Origin of the sequence: Shewanella oncorhynchi, from assembly GCF_012584455.1 — a bacterium.
Lineage (GTDB): Bacteria > Pseudomonadota > Gammaproteobacteria > Enterobacterales > Shewanellaceae > Shewanella > Shewanella oncorhynchi.
The window spans coordinates 453,498-475,171 of sequence record NZ_JABAEB010000003.1 but is presented as its reverse complement, the minus strand read 5'-3'; the positions used below and the strand labels follow the sequence as shown (position 1 = coordinate 475,171).

General features: G+C 46.1%; 16 protein-coding genes. All 16 read right to left on the bottom strand.

Annotated features, from left to right (window positions below):
• Nucleotides 1–3: 3 nt before the first annotated feature.
• Nucleotides 4–2,493: a nitrate reductase catalytic subunit NapA gene (napA, locus tag HGO26_RS06725; protein ID WP_168824121.1), complete on the bottom strand. Its 2,490-nt coding sequence runs from the start codon at nt 2,491–2,493 to the stop codon at nt 4–6.
• Between the two features lie 2 nt (nt 2,494–2,495).
• Nucleotides 2,496–2,753: a chaperone NapD gene (locus tag HGO26_RS06720; protein WP_028760146.1), complete on the bottom strand. Its 258-nt coding sequence runs from the start codon at nt 2,751–2,753 to the stop codon at nt 2,496–2,498.
• Between the two features lie 43 nt (nt 2,754–2,796).
• A complete protein-coding gene (locus HGO26_RS06715; protein WP_028760147.1) occupies nt 2,797–2,955 on the bottom strand; it encodes a nitrate reductase in 159 nt (52 codons plus the stop codon).
• A 791-nt stretch (nt 2,956–3,746) separates the two neighbouring features.
• On the bottom strand, nt 3,747–7,622 hold the full coding sequence (hrpA, locus tag HGO26_RS06710) for an ATP-dependent RNA helicase HrpA (protein ID WP_425596649.1): 3,876 nt from the start codon (nt 7,620–7,622) through the stop codon (nt 3,747–3,749).
• A 122-nt stretch (nt 7,623–7,744) separates the two neighbouring features.
• Entirely contained in the window at nt 7,745–8,161 is a 417-nt protein-coding gene (locus HGO26_RS06705; RefSeq protein WP_006081403.1) for a CBS domain-containing protein, read from the bottom strand.
• 290 nt (nt 8,162–8,451) lie between these two features.
• Nucleotides 8,452–9,135, bottom strand: a complete 684-nt coding sequence (locus HGO26_RS22515; protein ID WP_028760150.1) for a response regulator — start codon at nt 9,133–9,135, stop codon at nt 8,452–8,454.
• Between the two features lie 49 nt (nt 9,136–9,184).
• Entirely contained in the window at nt 9,185–11,845 is a 2,661-nt protein-coding gene (locus HGO26_RS06695) for an ATP-binding protein (protein WP_168824078.1), read from the bottom strand.
• A gap of 2 nt (nt 11,846–11,847) precedes the next feature.
• Nucleotides 11,848–12,609, bottom strand: a complete 762-nt coding sequence (locus HGO26_RS06690; RefSeq protein ID WP_168824076.1) for a TorF family putative porin — start codon at nt 12,607–12,609, stop codon at nt 11,848–11,850.
• Between the two features lie 34 nt (nt 12,610–12,643).
• A complete protein-coding gene (gene kdpC, locus HGO26_RS06685) occupies nt 12,644–13,243 on the bottom strand; it encodes a potassium-transporting ATPase subunit KdpC (protein ID WP_168824074.1) in 600 nt (199 codons plus the stop codon).
• Nucleotides 13,244–13,252: 9 nt separating this feature from the next.
• Nucleotides 13,253–15,271: a potassium-transporting ATPase subunit KdpB gene (gene kdpB, locus HGO26_RS06680; RefSeq protein WP_168824072.1), complete on the bottom strand. Its 2,019-nt coding sequence runs from the start codon at nt 15,269–15,271 to the stop codon at nt 13,253–13,255.
• 2 nt (nt 15,272–15,273) lie between these two features.
• A complete protein-coding gene (gene kdpA / locus HGO26_RS06675) occupies nt 15,274–16,998 on the bottom strand; it encodes a potassium-transporting ATPase subunit KdpA (RefSeq protein WP_131525162.1) in 1,725 nt (574 codons plus the stop codon).
• 8 nt (nt 16,999–17,006) lie between these two features.
• Nucleotides 17,007–17,087, bottom strand: a complete 81-nt coding sequence (locus tag HGO26_RS22555) for a potassium-transporting ATPase subunit F (protein WP_105252297.1) — start codon at nt 17,085–17,087, stop codon at nt 17,007–17,009.
• Between the two features lie 224 nt (nt 17,088–17,311).
• Entirely contained in the window at nt 17,312–18,310 is a 999-nt protein-coding gene (locus tag HGO26_RS06665) for an FAD:protein FMN transferase (RefSeq protein WP_168824070.1), read from the bottom strand.
• A 52-nt stretch (nt 18,311–18,362) separates the two neighbouring features.
• Complete coding sequence (locus tag HGO26_RS06660; RefSeq protein WP_049821715.1) at nt 18,363–19,844, bottom strand: TrkH family potassium uptake protein; 1,482 nt, start codon at nt 19,842–19,844, stop codon at nt 18,363–18,365.
• 12 nt (nt 19,845–19,856) lie between these two features.
• Nucleotides 19,857–20,216 carry a DUF4118 domain-containing protein gene (locus tag HGO26_RS22550; RefSeq protein WP_425596655.1) on the bottom strand — a complete coding sequence of 120 codons (360 nt, stop codon included), beginning with the start codon at nt 20,214–20,216 and terminating at the stop codon, nt 19,857–19,859.
• 287 nt (nt 20,217–20,503) lie between these two features.
• Nucleotides 20,504–21,664 carry a trans-sulfuration enzyme family protein gene (locus HGO26_RS06650; RefSeq protein ID WP_168824066.1) on the bottom strand — a complete coding sequence of 387 codons (1,161 nt, stop codon included), beginning with the start codon at nt 21,662–21,664 and terminating at the stop codon, nt 20,504–20,506.
• Nucleotides 21,665–21,674 lie beyond the last annotated feature (10 nt).

Genomic DNA, 21,674 nt, shown 5'->3' with positions numbered 1-21,674 from the left:
TCCTTAAACCTTGACGATCTTCACCGCACATTTTTTAAAGTCAGTTTGTTTTGACAAGGGATCTGTCGCATCTAAAGTGACTTTATTAATGAGCTGGCTAGCATCAAACCAAGGCACGAACACTAAACCCACGGGCGGTTTATTGCGGCCACGGGTTTCGACTCGGGTCTTAATTTCACCGCGACGGGACACAACGCGAATTTCATCGCCACGGCGCAGACCGCGTTTCTTCGCATCTTCGGGGTGCATAAAACATACGGCATCGGGGAAGGCACGATATAACTCAGGCACACGTTGGGTCATAGAACCCGAATGCCAGTGTTCCAACACTCGACCCGTCGACAACCAGATATCATATTCTTCATCGGGCGCTTCTGCGGCAGGTTCATAGGGCAGCGCGAAAATCACCGCACGACCATCGGGATGACCGTAGAACTCAAAGCCCTTACCTGCTTTAACATAAGGATCTGTGCCTTCACGGAAGCGCCACTTGGTTTCTTTACCATCGACCACAGGCCAACGCAGACCATGAGCCTCATGGTAAACATCAAATGGGGCGAGATCGTGGCCATGGCCGCGGCCAAAGGTCGCATATTCCTCAAATAAGCCTTTTTGGACATAGAAGCCAAAGTGTTTAGCCTCATCGTTCAAATACTTAGGATCGGCATCCGCAAGTGGGAACTTATCAACATTACCGTTCTGATACAGGACTTCGAATAGGGTTTTCCCTTTGAACTCAGGGTTCGCCGCTAATACATCCTTAGGCCAGACTTCATCTGTGGTGAAACGCTTCGCAAACTCCATCAATTGCCACAGATCCGAATGGGACTCACCCGGTGCCTGCACCATTTGATGCCAAAACTGAGTACGGCGCTCGGCGTTACCATAGGCGCCCTCTTTTTCCACCCACATAGCGGTGGGCAAAATCAAATCGGCCGCTTGAGTCGTCACCGTCGGATAGGCATCGGACACCACGATAAAGTTGGCAGGGTTACGGTAACCCGGTAGCCCTTCTTCATTGATATTTGGGCCCGCCTGCATATTGTTGTTCACTTGCACCCAGTAACAATTCAAGTCGCCATCTTTTAGACGACGGTTTTGCTCGACGGCGTGATAACCGGGTTTAGGTGGAATAATGCCGCTTGGGATCTTCCAAATATCTTCGGCATGCTTTCTGTGTTCAGGATTGGTCACGACCATATCGGCGGGTAAGCGATGGGAAAACGTCCCCACTTCACGGGCCGTGCCACAGGCTGATGGTTGACCCGTCAAAGAGAATGGACTGTTACCAGGGGTTGAAATTTTACCCATCAAGAGATGAATGTTATAAATCAGGTTGTTACACCACACACCTCGGGTATGTTGGTTAAACCCCATGGTCCAAAATGAGGTCACTTTGATGTCAGGATCGGCATACAGCTTGGCCAGCGCAATCAGTTTATCCTCGGGCACGCCCGACAACTTACTGACTTTTTCGACGCTATAATCCGCCACGAAGGCTTTAAAGGTCTCAAAATCAATTGGGGTTGAATCCCCCGCCGTTTTAACATTTTTCGCTTTTTTCTCAAGGGGATGTGTCGGACGCAAACCATAACCAATATCTGTTGTGCCCTGACGGAAGTTAACGTGTTTCTTCACGAAGTCCCAGTTCACTTTATCATTCTGAATGATGTAGTTAGCTATGTAGTTCAAAATGGCTAAATCGGTTTGCGGGGTGAACACGATCGGCAAGTCGGCCAAATCGAAGGATCTGTGTTCAAAAGTCGACAACACGGCCACTTTTACATGGCTGGCACCGAGACGTCTGTCTGTCACTCGACTCCAGAGGATCGGGTGCATCTCCGCCATATTCGAGCCCCAAAGGACAAAGGCATCGGCGGCTTCCATATCGTCATAGCAACCCATAGGTTCGTCGATACCGAAGGTGCGCATAAACCCGACCACAGCTGACGCCATACAGTGACGCGCATTCGGATCGATATTATTCGATCCAAAACCCGCTTTCATCAGCTTAACGGCAGCATAACCTTCCCACACTGTCCATTGGCCCGAGCCAAACATGCCCACAGCAGTTGGCCCTTTGGCTTTAATGGTCTCTTTCCATTTTTGCGCCATGATGTCAAAAGCACTGTCCCAACTGATGGGCGAAAACTCACCGTGCTTGTCGTATTTGCCATCTGTCATCCGCAGCATAGGCGTGGTTAAGCGATCGCTGCCATACATGATTTTCGACAGGAAATAGCCCTTGATACAGTTGAGCCCACGGTTCACTTCACTGTTGGCATCGCCATGGGTGGCAACCACTTTACCGTCGCGAGTTGCGACAATCACAGAGCAACCTGTGCCGCAAAAACGGCAAGGGGCTTTATTCCACTCTAATTTGGTTTGTTCTGAGCTGGTAATTAAGTTGCTTGCGCCTGCGGGCAAGGCTAAACCCGCGGCGCCTGCAGCGGCAATCACCGCATTGGCCTTAATAAAGTCACGTCTGTTCATATTCATTCTTCACCCTCTTCGAGCACTTCACTCTGGTGGTAAACCATAGTGGCTGATAACACGCCCGGAATGGCATTGATCGCTTCGATACTGTCCATCAAGGCGCGTTGCGTCTCGCCTTCGATCACGACGACCAATTTCACTTCGTTGTTGACGGAAAGTTCGGCATTTTCAATGGTCATTATTTGTTGTCTAACATCTGCCATTTTCTGCGGTAAGACCTGCACCACTAAACTGGTGATATGGAGTTCTTTGCTCATCCGACATTCCACTCTTATTTTTAACTATTTGATGATGTTACGTTTAACCAGCGCCCGGTGGACCCGTCAAAATTTGGCTGAACCAAATAGCAAAGCCCAGACCACTGACCAGTAGTACGGACAATAACGGTGCGAGAAACACGGTTAAAAAGATAAAGATTTTCAGTTCTAAGGATTTTTCTTCTGCGGTGCTAGCACTCATGCATCCTCCAAGAGGTGTGTTCCTGCCACTTTGAATGCGCTGCAAAAAATCGCCAGCGGCAGGTTTTATGTATATCTATTGCATCTTTGGATCACGAAGCGATCATACCTTTTAGTTGTTAACAAAATGTATACCTCCAAATTGGTAAAGCGGATGATGCTTGATCCAGATCATCAATTTGATGTGAGTATTCGTCAGATCTCAGTTTTTAAATGTTTTTTTCAATTACAAGCCAGATAATTGAATTGATTTTATGATTAATAAACGACTGGAATAGATAAATCACTACGAGAAAACAACAGAAAACCCTCAAAAAAAACCTGAGTATTCATAAAGGAGTAGGCAGTAGAAAGGTGTAAAAACATGCGAGATAACGACTTGATCCCAAAAGAAAGATATTCGGCATAAAAGCATCGCTGCCACCCCAAAAAAACGCTCATTTTATGTGCCGAGCAGTATTTCTCATAGTTGATCACTTGGTTTTATCTGAGGTGATCACTTTCAGCCATTGAAGAATGATAACTCTAGAATAAGTAGATAATTTTGGTGTGAGTAAATAACTTTGGTACTAGTAAATAACTAGGACATGAGTGACATGAGTAGATATAACGTTAAAACAGGCCCATTTCATGGCGCATCAGTGGAGGGATATCGCGTGAGAAGCGTAAGCATAGGGAAAATAAAAAACCGAGAAAATGATTAGTTTTCTCGGTTTGTTTAGTCATTTTTTGATCGCGTTATTGTTACATTAATCGGACAAAGGCGCTCAGTTCAACCTTTAAATCAGTCCATTAAACCTGTTGAATATGATTCAAAATGCGCTTTTCAGATATCGGATAAGCCGTGCCTAACACCTGCGCAAAACAGGAAACACGGTACTCTTCAATCATCCAGCGTGCCTCGATTAACGCAGGCGGTGTTGGCATAGAACGCGGTACTTTAGCCAGTTGTGCGATTAAAGCTTCTTGAACCTTGTTGATGCTCTGCATATGCAAACGGTCACGGGTCGGATCAACTGGCAACTTCTCGACACGGATTTCAATCGCTTTTAAGTAACGCGCCACATCGGCTAACCGATTCCAACCACAGGATTCGACAAACCCTTTAAACACTAACTTGTCTAATTGGCTTTGAATATCACTCATAGCAAAGGCAATATCTAAGCTAATTTTGCCCTTAAGACGCTTTTTAATGCTCTGATACAAGGTCAAAATCTGCTCAACCTTCAATGCAATTTGCTCGGCGGTCGGGTTGAGTTCTTGGCGAACCCAATCCTTTGCCTGCTCAAATTGGGCTTGATTACGCACATCGAGGGCTTTTTCATCCAACAATTGCTGCACAGCGGCGGCAATAATGTCATCAATCAAGATTTGCACTTGACCGAAGGGATTGAAATACATCGCCAATTTCGCCTTATTCGGCAAAGCTTGCTGTAAGTGTTTCACTGGTGATGGAATGTTTAACAGCAATAACCGTCGCAAACCTTGGCGATGGGCATCTAAGGCCTCAAATTCATCATCAAATAATTTGATCGCAACACTGTCTTTTTTATCGATCAGCGCCGGAAACGCCCGCACTTGGTAATTGCCTTTTTGCTGCTGATATTGCTGCGGCAAATCGCCAAAGGACCACTCAGTTAACGCTTCTTGCTCTATACCTTTATCCGCGACCTGACGAATGGCCTTCGCCACCACGCCTTGTAACTCGGCTTTTAAAGTATCGAGCACCCGACCTTCGGCCACTAAGTTGTTTTTATCGTCTTCGATTTTAAAGTTCATCTGCAAATGCGCAGGCAGTTGCGTTAAATCAAAATCTTCCGGCGATATACGCGTGCCACTCATGCGCAATAATTGCTTGCACATGGCCTCAAGCAAACTGGCACTAAAAGGCACCATGGCCTGCACACAAGCGCGGGCATAGTCAGGCGCGGGCACAAAGTTGCGTCGTAAACTCTTAGGCAGAGATTTGATCAGTGCGATGCACTTTTCTTCCCTTAGACCTGCCACTAGCCAATCAAAATCGCTATCGTCGATTTGATTAAGCAGCGCCACCGGAATGTGCACCGACACACCATCATCCGCCGCCGCGGGTTCAAAGTGATAACTTAGCTGCAGGCGCAAATTGCCCTTGTGCCACGTATCGGGAAAATCTAAGGTCGAAATATGGTCGGCATTGCGCTGCATTAACAGCGCTTTGCTGAAATCGAGTAAATCCGGTTGCTCGCGCTTAGCCTTCTTCCACCAGCCAAAAAACAGCTGGGCGTTGTAAATCCCTTCCGGGATCCGCGGCTCGTAAAAGTCCACCAAGACTTGCTCGTCCACCAAAATATCGCGGCGACGAGATTTATGTTCGAGGGATTCAATGTCTTCGAGCAGCTTTTGGTTAGCGACAAAAAACGCTTCTTGGGTCTGTAACTGCCCTTCAGCCAAAGCGCTGCGGATAAAAATCTCACGCGCTTCAACGGGATCGATGGGGCCGTATTGCACTTTACGACGGTGCACAACCGTCAAGCCGTAGAGCACTTGATTCTCAAGGGCGATAACGCTGCCAGGTTTTGCCTCAAAATGGGGCTCGACATAGCTTTTCTTGATCAAATGCGCCGCTAAGGGCTCTAGCCATTCGGGTTCGATTTTGGCGCAGCAGCGAGCGAATAAGCGTGAGGTTTCTGTAAGCTCAGCCGCCATGATCCACTTAGGGCCTTTTTTGGCCAAAGGCGAACCGGGAAACACAAAGAATTTACGATTACGGGCACCTAAGTACTCGTTATTGTTATCTTTAAAACCCACATGGCTCAATAAGCCCGACAACAGCGCGCGGTGCAAGCTGTCGTAATTGGCTGGCGTATCGTTTAAGCGCCACTTTAAATCGTGCACGGCTTGCTTAAGCTGGGCGTATAAATCCTGCCACTCGCGAACGCGTAAATAGGCTAAATATTCATCGCGGCACTTTTTACGAAACTGACTAGCAGATAACTCTTTTTGTTGATCTTTTAAGTGCTGCCACAGGTTTATCCAGCTAACGAAATCGGAACTGGGATCGGCAAAACGGCGATGAGCTTCATCACTGGCTTGCTTCTTCTCCATCGGACGTTCGCGGGGATCTTGAATCGATAAGCCCGCAGCAATCACTAGCACTTCGTTCAAACAACCTAACTGCTGACTCTCGACCACCATACGCGCCAAACGCGGATCCACAGGAATTTGCGCCAAGTTGCGCCCAAGTGGCGTCAGCACTAGCTTGCCGTGTTTGCTCTCAACCGCTTGTAATTCTTCGAGCAGCAAGAAACCATCGCGGATATGGCGTGGATCGGGTGGCTCGATAAAGGGGAAACCGGCGATATCACCTAGGCCGATGGCCAGCATCTGCAAAATGACCGAAGCCAAGTTAGTGCGCAAGATTTCAGGATCGGTAAAGGCCGGACGATTATTAAAATCCGCCTCATCGTACAAACGAATACAAATACCCGGCCCCACCCGACCACAACGGCCTTGGCGCTGATTGGCGCTCGCCTGCGAGATAGGTTCAATCGGTAAACGCTGCACCTTAGTGCGATAGCTATAGCGGCTGATACGCGCCGTACCTGGGTCGATAACGTAGCGAATGCCCGGCACAGTCAGCGAGGTTTCCGCCACGTTGGTCGCTAATACAATCCGCCGACCTCTGTGACTACTGAAGACTTTAGACTGCTCGCCATAGGATAAACGCGCGTACAGCGGCAAAATTTCGGTATCGCGGTAATTACGCCGACTCAATTGCTCGGCCGTATCGCGAATTTCCCGCTCGCCGTTCATAAAGATCAGAATGTCGCCCAGACCTTCGGTCACCAGTTCATCGACGGCGGCAAAAATGCCTTCGATTTGATCTAAATCGGCATCGCTATCTTGCACTAAGGGTCGGTAACGGGTTTCTACCGGAAAGGTACGGCCCGACACTTCGATAATAGGCGCATTGTTAAAATGCTTAGAAAAACGCTCAACGTCTATGGTCGCAGACGTAATAATAACTTTGAGATCGGGGCGTCTTTTGAGAATTTGTTTGAGGTAGCCCAGAATAAAATCGATGTTGAGGCTGCGCTCGTGGGCCTCATCTATGATGATGGTATCGTATTGATCGAGATTGCGATCGGAGGTTAATTCCGCCAGTAAAATACCGTCAGTCATCAACTTGATATAAGAGTCACTCTTAAGCGCATCGGCAAAACGCACTTTAAAGCCTACCACTTCACCGAGCGGACTTTGTAATTCTTCTGCGACTCGGCTCGCCACACTGCGGGCTGCTAAACGTCGTGGCTGGGTGTGGCCTATCATGCCACGGCAACCTAGGCCTAATTCCAAACAGATTTTAGGTAACTGGGTCGTTTTGCCCGAGCCCGTTTCACCGGCGATGATCACCACTTGATTGCCCGCAATCGCGCGTGCAATATCATCGCGCATCAAGGAAACAGGCAGGTTTTCAGGATAGTGGATTTTAGGGCGAGCGTTACGGCGCTGCTCAACCTTCTCAAACGCCGCCTGCGCCTGCTCGCTCAGCTGAGCTAAGACTTGGGTCTTTTTATCTGAGTCGGCTTCTTTATTGAGCTTAAATAAACGACGACGGATCCGCGACGCGTCGCTCTGATAACAAAGATTAAGAAAGGCGTTCGATAGCGGATGTTTGTCTGAGTTCAAATCCAAATTCCATTGCTAGCATCAAAAACGGCGATCCTAGCAAGGAAAGTGGCGTAATGGTATTGCTAATTTACTCTGCACTCAGTATATAGCGTGTCAGTTTCGCACTGGCTCGACTTAAATTAAACCGGTGACAGATAACATTGTTGCATATAGATATTCATGGCTTTGAGCACATTGGTGCGATTAATCGTGCCAATCACTTTGCCATGTTCAACCACTGGATACACTTTAGGTTTAGGCCCTAGCATTTGTTCGGCGAGCTGCAAAATACTGTCATCTGGTCCAACGAACAGCACTTCAGTGCGCATGCAATCCTTCACCACTGAGGTCATATCACAGTGATAGCTACTTTTGATCATCACAGCCAAACAATCCTGCTGGGATAAAAAGCCCACCAAATCGCCCGCATCATCAACCACTGCTGCGCCCATTTTATTATTATCCAACAGCTTTTCGACCGCAGTCGCAAGCGACATATTAGCGCGCAGCAACACGGGCTGACGATCCATATGGTCGCGGATTTTAATTAAGTCCATAGTCTTTCCCTCGAATTAACCCTACGTTTGTAGTCTAGTCAAAATATCGACAAGAATGTGCGATTTATATCGATTGGGCTTATCTAGTGCATAAACCCAATGTCAACAAGAGCTAACAGGACAAAAATAGCATCAACATAGGCAGCCAGAAATAGCGACTTAGAGTTAACTGAAGCGAACACTACAAACTGAAATCAGGCAAGTATCCGATTGAGGCAGGTAATGCCATCAGTCTTCGGTGATCATGTTACTTGTCATTCCAACGCGTTTTAATTCGCTATTGATACAAGCTATAAGTCGATATAAAAGCGATAACCCACACCGGGCTCAGTCCGCACATACTGAGGTTCACTCGGGGAGTCGCCTAATTTTTGCCTTAAGTGACTGACCACAATTCGTAGATAATGTGTGTCTTCTGTATGAGCGGGCCCCCAAATTTCTTTGAGCAACTGAGTCTGAGTGACAACGCAGTTAGGTGACGACGCCAATTTAGACAATACTGCGTATTCTTTGGGTGTGAGTTCAACAATTTGATGATCAACTTTAACCAGCCTGCGACTTAAATCAATCTGCAACTTGCCGTCATCTAATATGGGTAATTTTTCAGGTTTGATATGGTCCCTTAAAATCGCTCGCACCCTTGCCAGTAACTCTTCCACACTAAAGGGTTTGGTCACATAATCCTGCGCGCCTGCATCTAATGCTGCGACTTTTTCTTTATCTTGATTGCGAACCGACAATACAATCACAGCAACATCGGACCATCCCCGTAACTCCTGTAGCACTTGATGGCCTTCCATATCCGGCAAGCCTAAATCCAAAATCACTAATTCAGGTTGCTGTCGAGCGACAGCTGCGAGCCCTTGCTGACCATTTTCAGCTTCGGTAACGTCATAGCCCTCACTGGTGAGTGCAATCCGCAGCATGCGGCGTATTTGGGTCTCATCATCGATAACCACGATTTTTATTGCCACGTCTCTAGTCCATTCTGTGGTTTATTAAGGATATTTTGGCTAAAAATGATTAGCCAGGAACGGGATAGTCTAACGGCAATTCAACTTCAAAACGAGTACCTTGCCCCTGTAGGCAATCGGTAACGCGAACACTACCGCCGTGTGCAGCTATCATGCCTTTACAAATAGCCAGCCCCATACCCGTGTTCTGTTTTTTCTGATCGCCATCGGCAACCACATAAAACATATCGAAAATTTGATCCCTATGACTTGCAGGGATCCCCGGCCCTCTGTCTTCTATTGCAATACAACAGCGATGATTTGAGATGGATAATTCAATACTAATAGGCTCTTCTGGTGGTGAAAATCGAACAGCATTTTCAAGAATGTTAAATAGTCCTTGTTCGATCAGCGCCGCATGCACAAAGAGGAGTGGGGGTTCTTTTTCTCTGTGATATTCAACGATTGCATTAGGGAAATAGCGTTTAAGCCTGCCAAGTACGCTACCAATAATGTCATCTGCCGAAACCCAATCACGCTCTATGCTCAAAGTGCCATGACCCAGGCGTGTCATATCGAGTAGATTTTGGATATAGCTGTCCAAACGACGGCTTTCTTGCAAAATAGTATCAAGTAGCTCGTTACGGTCGGCCTCTAGCAATTGTTTATTCAATAGTTTTAAGCTCTCCGCCGCCCCCATCATGGCTGAGAGTGGTGATTTTAGATCGTGAGACACTGACGATAATAATGCGGAACGTAACTGCTCAATTTCTGTTTTCACCCGTGCTGATTCAAGATCTGACACTAACTGAATACGCCGCCATGTATTAGCGCCTTGCTGTAACATGGCCAGAATAAGCTCTCTATCAAACGGACTGAGTTCGTTGACCGTAGGTTGCCAATCTAAAATCGCCGCGCCAATCGTCGTACCTTCAAGTTCAATGGGGAACACACTCACACCCGATGCGCTCAAGGTATCGCTCAAACGCCCCGCCGCTTGCCCATGGCGCAAGGTCCAATCGATTGCGGCTAAATCAAGGTCGTTAAATGGCGTATTCAGCAACGGTAAATAGGATCGCTGACCATCTTTACGCTGCAAAACAATATAACAATCGGCATTCACTGAACCAGCAATCTTGCGCCCTATCGTTTGCCAAAGGGCTTTTTCATCATCGGCGACCGATAATTCTTGGGCAACATCTTTTAAGGTTTCAGCATAACGATTTGACTCACGCAGCAAAATAAACTGATTTCGGATCCGAGATGCCGCCGGTCCACTGATAAGCCCTATACACATCAAAAAGATTAAAGTGGCAATATCATCCTGACTATTTACATTCATAGTAAATTTGGGATCAGTAAGAAAGAAATTAAAGCTGAAAAAAGACCACACCGCGGTTGCCATGGCAGGCCTAGCGCCATAGGTTAAACCAATGCTGACAATCAAGAAAACATATAACAACACCAGATTGCCATTACTGAGCCAAGTATCTAAAAATGCCACCAGCGGAAAAATAACCACCACGCCAATCAGCCCAAGAATATGGCCTCGAAGATCACCAAAACTGGCTTTAGGCGTAATGGGATCTCGTACTTGCATTTGGTTTTCGGGTGCGTGATAGACACTCACCTCAACAGGTAAACCAGACTCAATCAAACGTTGATACAGCCTTTTACGCCACCAAGGATAGGTGCGTTTCACACCCGCGCCGACTAATACTGTGTTAATTCGATGCAGGGCTATGTAAGGTAAAATGGCCTGATAACTGCTCGTGTCGCGTAATACTTCAGTCTGCGCGCCAAGTTCCTTCGCTAAAGCAAAGGCCTCATTTAGCCTTTTCCGCTGATAAAGGCCCAGCGCTTTGCCAGTATCGACCCAAAGCACTAACCAAGGAATTTGCCGCCGCTCGGCAATCTGCCGACCTATGCGGATCAAATACTGATGATCACTGCTGTTACTCACTAAAACCAGCAATCTGTCTTTGAGAACAAAATCCGTTCCCTGTGCTTTGGCATCGAGTTCACAAATCAGTTTTGCATCGACTCGCTCTATGACTTTTTTCATTGCCAATTCGCGCAGTGCAGTCAAATTCGAGACCGAAAAAAAAGCATCTAAAGCCGAGCGAGCATACTCTGGCAGATAAACTTTGCCTTGCTGTAAGCGTTCGATGAGTGTTGATGGCGGTAAATCAACAAATATAATTTCATGGGCTTCATCAAGGAAGCGATCGGGGACGGTTTCCCGTACCCGCACTTGAGTAATTTGCAAAACCAGATCATTCAAACTGACCAAATGTTGGATATTGACTGTGGTATAGACATCAATGCCCGCAGCTAATAATTCTGCGACGTCTTGATAGCGCCGTTTATGGCGACTACCGGGGACATTCGTGTGGGCCAACTCATCGACTAAGATAAGCTTAGGCCGACGAAGCAGCGCTGCATCCAAATCGAATTCCGTTAAACGATTATGATGATAATCAATGGGTTTACGTGCCAATACCTCAAAACCCGCTACCATGGCCTCGGTATCGGCACGCCCATGGGTTTCCACCAGTCCAACCAGCAAATCGACACCTTGCTGGGCCATTTCCCTTGCCGCACTGAGCATTGCATAGGTCTTGCCCACGCCAGGTGCCGCCCCAAGAAAAACCGTCAGTTTACCTTTATCATTTTGCTGTATCTGACTTAAGAGCGCATTGGCTTGCTGTGTTTGACTGATTGGTACCACGATTAGAAACTCCTTGAAAGACTCACTATCCAGCGCGCATCACACAGGGACTGGCACTGACTCTGCGATAAATCCGTATCGACATAACCGACACTCAACACATCCTGCTCAGTCATATTGAGGTTCAGCCCAACTCGCCAATCTAAATAGTGGCTATTGCTAGCGGCCATAGAACCTAAAAACAGTGCCATATCTTGCTGAGAAGCAAAAAAATTGCTCCCAAGATGCAGTACTAGACTTACATTAGAGAACAGCTGCGGTTCATAACTGGCGTAAACATACTGAAAATCGTCCACATTCTCGCCAAAATAATCAGGAGAATAAACCAGCCCTAACTTAGCATCGGCGTAGCTTACCACAGCATAAATTTCGTTATAACTCAGGTCGGTATCGTCCTGAGAGTATTGGTAACGTATCACGCCTAGGTCCGTTGTTAAGCCATTATCCCAATCTTTAGCCCAGCCAGCGGACAAGTCGAGTTCTAAACTTCCATCCCCAAATTCGATGTTACTGCCCCAAAGCGAGCCATACCAGCCAGAATCATGGCTTAGGGTATACCCTGCTTGAACTGCAGGTCCTTCATCAGTTTGAGAAATACCGCGAAACGCATAATCACTTATGAGCATCACACTCCCTTGACTCTGCCAAGAGGCATTGCCCCCATGAGTCTCAGTGCTGGCAAGCGCGCCCATAGAGAGTGAAGATAATGCCATGATCACACTCGCACAGAGGCGCGAACAAGGAGCTGACTTAATCGGTAACATAAAAATTTATCCTTAAATTCAGTAGAATATTGTTTTATTGAGCGTGTTTAGCAATCTGGTCGAGAGCGAGGTTAAGCTTGAGCACATTGACGCGCGCTTGCCCAAAAATGCCCCACTGCGGTGGTTCGATAAATTGCGCCACTAAGGTCAACACTTGTGGTTCGGCTAACTGTCGAGCCTGAGCCACGCGCGCAACTTGCAGTTTGGCCGCTGCGGGTGAAATATGGGGATCCAGTCCCGCGCCCGATGTGGCGAGTAAATCCACAGGGATATCAGCGGCCTGAACGGATTCTCTGGCTTGGATTTCTTGGCTTGTTGCCATCACACGTTCACGTAACGCCGGGTTACTCGGCGCAAGGTTACTACCACCTGTCGCCATAGGATCGTAACCGACAGCGCTCGGCCGACTAAAAAAATAGGCCGGATTAACAAAGGGCTGAGCGATGAACTCAGAACCCATAGCAACATTATCCCTGTGGATCACACTGCCCTTAGCTTGTACGGGAAATAAAGCGCCACCGAGCTGAGTCACAGTGCCGGTATAGACAACACCACACACAAATAACAGGGCGAGACTGGCTCTCAATCCCATAACGGCATGCTGAGTTTTAGTGGTATATACGATTGAATTCATTACTGTCTCCTAGAGCATAAGGGCAATGATTGAGTCGAGCGCTTTAATGCCGACAAAGGGTAAAATCACCCCACCTAAGCCATAAATCAGCATGTTATTTCGCAGTAATTTTTCGGCACTTATGGGTCTGAGTTTGATGCCTTTTAATGCCAATGGAATTAAGGCGGGAATGATAAGAGCGTTAAATACGAGCGCTGCGAGTACGGCTGAGGTTGGGCTGTGAAGCTGCATCAGATCCAGTGCACCAATCGCAGGCAAAGCCCCCGCAAATACCGCTGGAATAATGGCAAAATACTTAGCCACATCATTAGAGAGAGAAAATGTAGTCAAGGCGCCGCGGGTGATCAGCAATTGTTTTCCGACTTCAACGATAGCCAGTAATTTAGTGGGATCTGAATCCAAGTCCACCATATTGCCAGCTTCTTTAGCGGCTTGAGTACCTGAGTTCATCGCAAGACCTACATCGGCCTGCGCTAATGCCGGCGCATCGTTAGTGCCATCCCCCACCATAGCCACTAATCGACCTTTGGCCTGCTCTGCGCGAATAAGGGCAAGTTTATCCTCAGGTTTAGCTTCAGCGACAAAATCATCAACCCCAGCTTCGGCGGCAATCACGCCAGCCGTTAGCGGATTATCCCCTGTCACCATGATGGTCCGCACACCGAGCGCTCTTAAACGGGCAAACCGCTCCGCAACGCCTGGCTTAATCACGTCACTTAAGGCTATAACCCCTAAAATGTGCGTGCCACTGGCGACGACTAAGGGAGTGCCCCCCTGCAAAGCCACTTTGCGGATAAGCGCGTTAACAGATTCAGGCCAGTGAATTTGATGCTGCTGCGCCCAAAACTGCATCGCATCGCCCGCGCCTTTAATGCCTTGAATACCATCGGTTAAAATCACCCCAGAAACCCGAGTCTCCGGCGTAAAAGGGATAAAAGTCGCATCCGTAGGTTTGACGGGCAATACCGCGCCCAAATCTATGGCCAATTTGAGTACAGATTTCCCTTCAGGGGTGGGGTCATCGAGGGAAGACAGTACCGCCGCATCACGCAACATCTCAGCAGCAATGCCTTTCACGGGTAAAAATGCGGTCGCTTGACGATCACCGAAAGTGATAGTGCCAGTTTTATCTAGCAGTAACGTATCGATATCCCCCGCAACTTCCACGGCTTTACCCGATTTAGCGACCACATTGGCGGCTAAGGCGCGGTTCATGCCTGCAATACCAATGGCAGGTAACAAGCCACCAATCGTCGTTGGGATCAAACACACTAACAGCGCAATTAACATAGTGTAATCAAGGCTTGCACCGACGAAACCCGCCATGGGTGGCAAAGTCACCACCACGATGAGGAAAACCGCAGTCAATGATGCAAGTAGCACAGTCAACGCCGTTTCGTTCGGTGTTTTCTGACGCTTCGCCCCTTCGACCAGCCCAATCATGCGATCTAAGAAGCTATTCCCAGGATCGTTAGCAACCAGCACAGTAATTTCACCCGTAAGTACCTTAGTGCCGCCAATCACACCGGAATGATCTGTGCCTGCTTCACGCAGCACAGCCGCAGATTCACCGGTAATCGCCGATTCATTGATAGTGGCTATCCCTTCGATGATTTCACCATCAGCAGGAATATAGTCACCCTGTAAAACCTTCACCTTATCGCCTTTGACAAGCAAAGTTGCGGATACTGATTCCAACTCACCGTGGCGTATACGCCGAGCCTGCAAGGCCTCTTTCGCCGACTTTAAGCTGGCCGCTTGTCCGCGACCCCTTGCCTCTGCCACGGATTCCGCAAAGTTAGAAAACCACACGGTAAGCAAAAGAATAAGGGTCGTGGCTAACTCAAAACCAACAGTCTCGCCATTGAAGAACTTTTGTCCTGTGATCAAAGCGGCGAGTAAAGCGCCCACCATCACCACGAACATCACTGGGTTGCCAGCCATACTCACTAAGGACATTTTCTTTACAGCACCGAAGGCAGCTTGCTTCACGCCGACGCTATCTAATATTTGAGCAGGTTTATGCATGACTATTTCTCCAGACTCATAGTGGCAAGTTCTAAAGCTTCGCCAATAGGGCCTAATACCGCCGCAGGTAAGAAAGACAAGAAGTTAATGATTAAAATCACAGCAATAAGGGTGAAACAAAAGGTGGGACTCTCGAGCTTCAAGCTCGCGTTACTGTCAGGGCTCACTCTTTTACTCGACATCATCCCCGCAATCGCCAGCGGTAAAAACAGCGGCAGGTATCGACCGAGCAGTAAGGCGATAACGCAACTGATATTCCACCAAGGCGTGTTATCACCTAAGCCTTCAAAACCCGAACCGTTATTAGCAAAAGCGGAGGTATATTCGTAAAAGACTTGCGAAATCCCATGAAAGCCGGGGTTACTGTTGCCCGTAATACTCGGGATAGCCACAGTGATCGCCGTCAAACCTAAGACGCACAAGGTAGGTAAAACTAATAGACTTCCCAAAAGGGTGATTTCACGGGTTTCGAGCTTACGACCAAATATCTCTGGCGTACGGCCAATCATCAATCCCGATAAAAAAACAGCAATCCACACATAAACGATAAAGTTAACAAAACCGCAGCCAATACCGCCCCATATCGCATTGAGTAACATGCCTGATCGCGTCATCAATCCCCCTATTGGATTGAACGAATCGTGCATAGCATTGACCGAACCGTTAGAGGTTTGTGTGGTAAAAGAAGCCCATAGCGCCGATAGCTCAGGTCCAAAGCGAACTTCTTTACCCTCCATATTAGGCCCTTGGGCGCTTAATCCCGCAAAGGCGGCGTTGGGTTGCAACTCGCTGTACACAGTTGCCCCCAGAAAACTGACGCTCAATAAACCCATAGCAACCAGAGCCATCAAGGTAAATTTTTTGCGTCTTAGCATTCCGCCAGCCATAAAGACGACGGCCATAGGGATCAGCACTAAGGCAATGGTCTCGATTGCATTACTGACTGGCGTTGGGTTTTCTAGCGGGTTACTGCTGTTGGGGCCATACCAACCTCCGCCATTAGTACCTAACTGCTTAATGGCCACCATAGATGCAACGGGGCCAATCGGAACGACCTGCTCAGTGATAGGTGATGCAGAATCTAAGGTGTTTACTTTTTGCGCACCGTCAAAACTACTCGGTACGCCTTGCCAAGTCAGTAACAGCGCCACAATAGCCGCTAATGGCAGCATAAGTCTGAGTACACCGCGCACTAGGTCAACATAATAGTTGCCCAGATTTCGAGCCTCGCCCTCTTTGGCGCTGTCATTATTCAACCCGCCTAACATTCCCCGCAAAATCGCCACACAAACCGCCAGCGCCATGGCTGGAGTGACAAATTGCAGCGTGACAATGACAAATCCTTGGGATAGATAACTGAGCTGAGCCTGCCCGGAATAGTGCTGTTGATTGGTATTGGTGAGGAATGACACCGCAGTGTGCAACGCCAGATCCCAAGATAATGGTCCTATACCATCGGGGTTAAGCGGTAACACATGTTGGAATTTAAGGATAAGAAACGCCAAAATGCCAAGTACCAAGTTGCTGATAAGAAACGCCGCACCATAGGATTTCCATGTCATCCCCGAATGGGCATTTACGCCTATAGCCCGATAAATCCACTTTTCAATGGGATTAAATAAACGATCTGAAAAATGGGACTGACCAGAGAAAACCCCTGTCATATAGGATCCCAACAGCCATGCGAGCCCAAGCGCAGTAGTAAAAATAAGGGTAATTTCAAACATAACGACTCCTAAAACTTATTAGGGGCAAACATTGCCACTGCTAAGTAGATGAAAAGTGCTATGGAAAGTATTAGAAATATCCAGTCCATATAATTTGTCCTTAAGAAAGTGAGTAACAGGACAAATATATGAATTAACCGCGTAAAGTCTCTAGAGTTCAAATGACTAATCCCGTAAAGAATACGTAAAAGTCATCATAATCAGTGGTAAATAAGGCCACAATAAACCATGGCATTAGCTATAAAAGTAAATAAAAATGCCAGCTAGAAATACTAACTGGCATTAACACATGACCAAGCGATGATATTGTAGATTAATTAAGCTCTATGTTTTTCATTTTATTATAGCTATCAGTCTTAATCTCTTTAAGTACACCTTTATTTTCATCAATAAATAATGCTTTTATATCATTCTGATTAGCGACGACTAATCCTTCTTGACTTCCTAAACATAATAGCGCTGTAGACCAAGCATCTGCTCTAGCCGGATCCGTTGCCAATACAGTTACAGATACTGTGTTATGGGTTACGGGTTTACCGGTTCGCGCATCAATAATATGTGAATAGCGCTGCCCTAGATGATCAAAATAATGACGATATGTACCCGATGTCATGATCGCTTGAGGGAAATCAATAAGCAGAACCTTTTGCATTATTCGCTGTTCGGGCAGCGGTTTTTCAATCGCGATTTTCCAAGCAGAACCATCGAGCTTACTGCCGTGTACGACCATTTCGCCGCCAATCTCTACCAAATAATTATCGATATTGTATCGCTTTAGCACATCTGCAACTTTGCCTACGCTATATCCCTGTCCAATCGAAGATAAATCAAGATGTACCTCTGGCAAATCTTTAGTTAACATTTGATTATCAATACTTAAATGATGTAAGCCTACATAGGTTAATGTCTGTTGGAGTGCACTTTCTGTTGGAATGGTTAATTGATTATGGGTAAATCCCCACAAATCGAATAATGGTTTAATGGTCAAATCATAACAACCCTCCGTTTTTGAAGTGACCTCCTTGGCTATCCCTATGAGCCCTAAAATATCATCCCCGACCGCCATAGCAGAGTGCATACTGTTAAAACGAGAAATCACTGAATCTGAACGATAAGTAGACATATGAAGATCTATTTCTGCCAATTGCCGCTCAATCTCGCGGTTTATCTCTGTACTATTTATCTTGTCTTTACTCCAAAATGTCACATGCCAACTCGTCCCCTGCGCAAGGCCTTCTAACTTGGTATAAACTGGCGATTTCTGACACCCTACTAGCATAATGAGTAATATACATCTCAATAACCATTTCATTTACTGACCCTCCCAGTCAATTCGACAAATTAACCATAAAATACACTTAAAATTAAAATCGCCAGAATGCCCGTGAGAAAATAATGAGTACAGGAAATATTTCTAATCGCCCAAAAAGCATAGCGACACACATCAGCCATTTAGCTGCATCTTTTAACGTGCCAAATCCAGATGCAGTGTCACCATAACCAATCCCCATATTATTAATGCACGCGGCGACGGTTCCAAAGGCGGTGGCAAAATCATGTCCAATGGCGACCAATCCCCATACAAAAACGCAAGTAAAAAATATGTACAGGAAAAATAATCCCCATACTGAACGAATGACTCTGTCTGAAACAACTTGGCCACTGATCTTTGTCGTTAAAATGGCATTAGGATGAACCAATTGATGAATTTCTCGGATCCCTTGACGGTACAAAAGTAAAAATCTGACAGCTTTAATACCGCCACAAGTAGAACCAAAGCATCCACCAAAAAAGCTCGCGCCTAATAATAAAAGCACAATATGACTGGGCCAATTAGGATAACCTGCAGAGCCTAATCCATTGTCCGTCATAACTGAAACTGTTTGAAAAAATCCATGTACCAATGAATCTTTAATATCAAAAGTTTGAGTACGATTCAGCTCTAAACAAGCGATCCCAACAACGATAGATAATATGAGAATAAAAAATCGAACCTCCGCATTATACCAAATAGGCTTGAAGCTTCGTCGAACTAACACTATGTAGTATAAGGCGAAATTGATTGCTGCCAGTATTGAAAACACACCACCCACAAGCTCAATTGCAGCACTGTTATAATATCCTAAGCTGTCACTATGTGTAGAAAACCCACCCAATGAAACGGTAGATAGACTATGACATATGGCATTAAACCAATTCATTCCTGCAAGTTTATAAGCAACTGCACAACCTAAGGCAAGTACGCTATAAAGCCCCCATAAATTTCGAGCCGTATCCGCAAGGCGAGGCGTCATCTTTTCCTCTTTCATGGGACCTGGCATCTCAGACTGATATAATTTTGCGCCACCAATACCAAGAAATGGCATAATTGCAACGGCCAAAACAATTATCCCTAACCCACCGAGGAAATTAAGCTGTGCTCGATAAAATAAAATCGATTTAGGTAGTTCATCAATATCTGAAAAAATCGAGGCTCCAGTCGTCGTAATGCCAGACACACCTTCAAACATTGCATCGGTTAAACTCAAGTCCAATCGTCTATCAAGAAGAAAAGGTAATGCACTCATTAAGGAAAATATCAGCCAAAATAAACAAGCGACCATGAAGCCATCACGTTTTTGCAGATTTTTATTTTCCTCACTTGTCATCTTCCAACCGACCACACCAATAAAAAGGGAAAGAAGGAATGTGATTAAAAATGGAGTGATATATCCATCTTTATAAAATAATGCAACAGCGATAGGCATCAACATGGTGAAGCTATATATGACAATCAAAAAGCTACATAGATGAATTATGGTATGAAATCGAGAGCTAGATTTCTGTATTCCACTGACTGCAATCATTCCAACTCACCTTTAGATATTTATCGTGAAAGACTTAATGAATAATTTATTAGGTATCATAAAATACGAGCGCTCATGTCCTGTTCTAAAATCATGTGCAATCGATAACAGAGTTCGGTTACGAAATAGTTCTTCCCCTAATACTCTTTGTTGTCGTCTAAGGTGGATTGCAAGTTGACTTATCGTCGCGACAATGGCTATGACAATAAAAGTGATTAGATTGATAAAAACAGCCACATCTGTCATTGGGAGGGAATAATAAGGAGCGTTAAATAAAAAATGAACACGAATAGCTTCAAAAAATGCAGCCATATACGTATATTGAAAACAACATTGAAGTGTAATCATAACGACAACGAGTTGGAGTACAATAATAATGCTTTAGATGACACCCTCCAAGAGGGTAAATACAAGCAAATAGCGAGTAAGCACTCAGAAATAAAGCTCAACCTAACAGAGAGTTTAAAAACACTTAGTTTGTCCATCAAAATGTAAGTCGTTATGCCATACAGATTTTCACTTTAACAGACGAGAACAATTCTGACGCGTAAAAAAAACGTAAAAAATTACGGGAATTAACTTTATATAGACGAAATTAATAACATTATACTTTTGAAATCCCCAATCAATTTAACTGGGGATGGCTAGTATCAATATGCTTAAATGGCTAAGGCTTGCTCAAGATCGGCAATCAAATCTTGAGGATCTTCGACGCCAATGCTCAATCTAATCAGGTTGTCATTCACCCCTGAAGCTAGCCGACTCGCAGCATCCATAGCGGCATGGGTGGTACTAGCGGGGTGGCAGGCAAGGCTCTCTAAGTCGCCTAAACTGACCGCTTGAGTAAACAAGTTCAAATGATCTAAAAACTGCGCAGCTCGATTAAAGCCCCCTTCGAGCTCAATACTCACCATACCGCCAAAGCCGTTGATGGTTTCACTCAGAACTTGATGACCTTGATCCTCTGCTAGCCCTGGGTAATAAACTTTTGCAACGCTCGGATGGGTTGCAAGAAAAATAGCGACCTTAGCCGCGCCCGCAAGATGGGCATCCATTCTAAGTGCTAAGGTACGTAAGCCTCGCTGTAATAAATAGGCTTCCTGTGGCCCAATCGCGGCGCCGATATGTTTAAGCGCTATAGTGCGAATAGGTTGCATTAATGCCTTAGGTCCAGCGACAACACCTGCGATTAAATCGCCATGGCCACTTAAATACTTAGTGGCACTGTGCATCACGATATCAATGCCATGTTCCAGCGGTTTGAATAAATACGGGGTTAAAAACGTATTATCACAAATGGTTATAGCGCCCACTTTTTCGGCGGCAAGCTTAACCTTACGGTAGTCACTGACTTTTAAGGTCGGATTGGTGATGGGCTCAAATAAAATAATTTTTGTTTCGGCGGTAATCTCTGCCAATAAATGATCATCATCTTGATAACGGCGCACAGTAATACCCGCGCGGGTTAACGTTTGGATTAAAAATGCCGCAGTGCCACCGTATACGGGGTCGATAAATGCGATTTCATCACCTTGACTCGCTAAGGCATAGAAAATACTGCTGATTGCCGCCATCCCACTCGCAACAACGAGTGATTCATCAGCCCCTTCCAGTTGTGCTAATTGATATTCAAGCGCCTGCACTGTCGGATTCGCCATGCGACTGTAGATAAAGCCCGGTTGCTCACCTGCAAAACGGGCTCGACCATCCTCGGCACTACCGTAGGCGAAGGTGCTACTTTGATAGATAGGAGTTGTAAGAGCGCCCGTCGAGTTATCAGCGGCATAATGGGTGTGAAGTAATTTAGTTTTAAATTGCATAATAGATCCT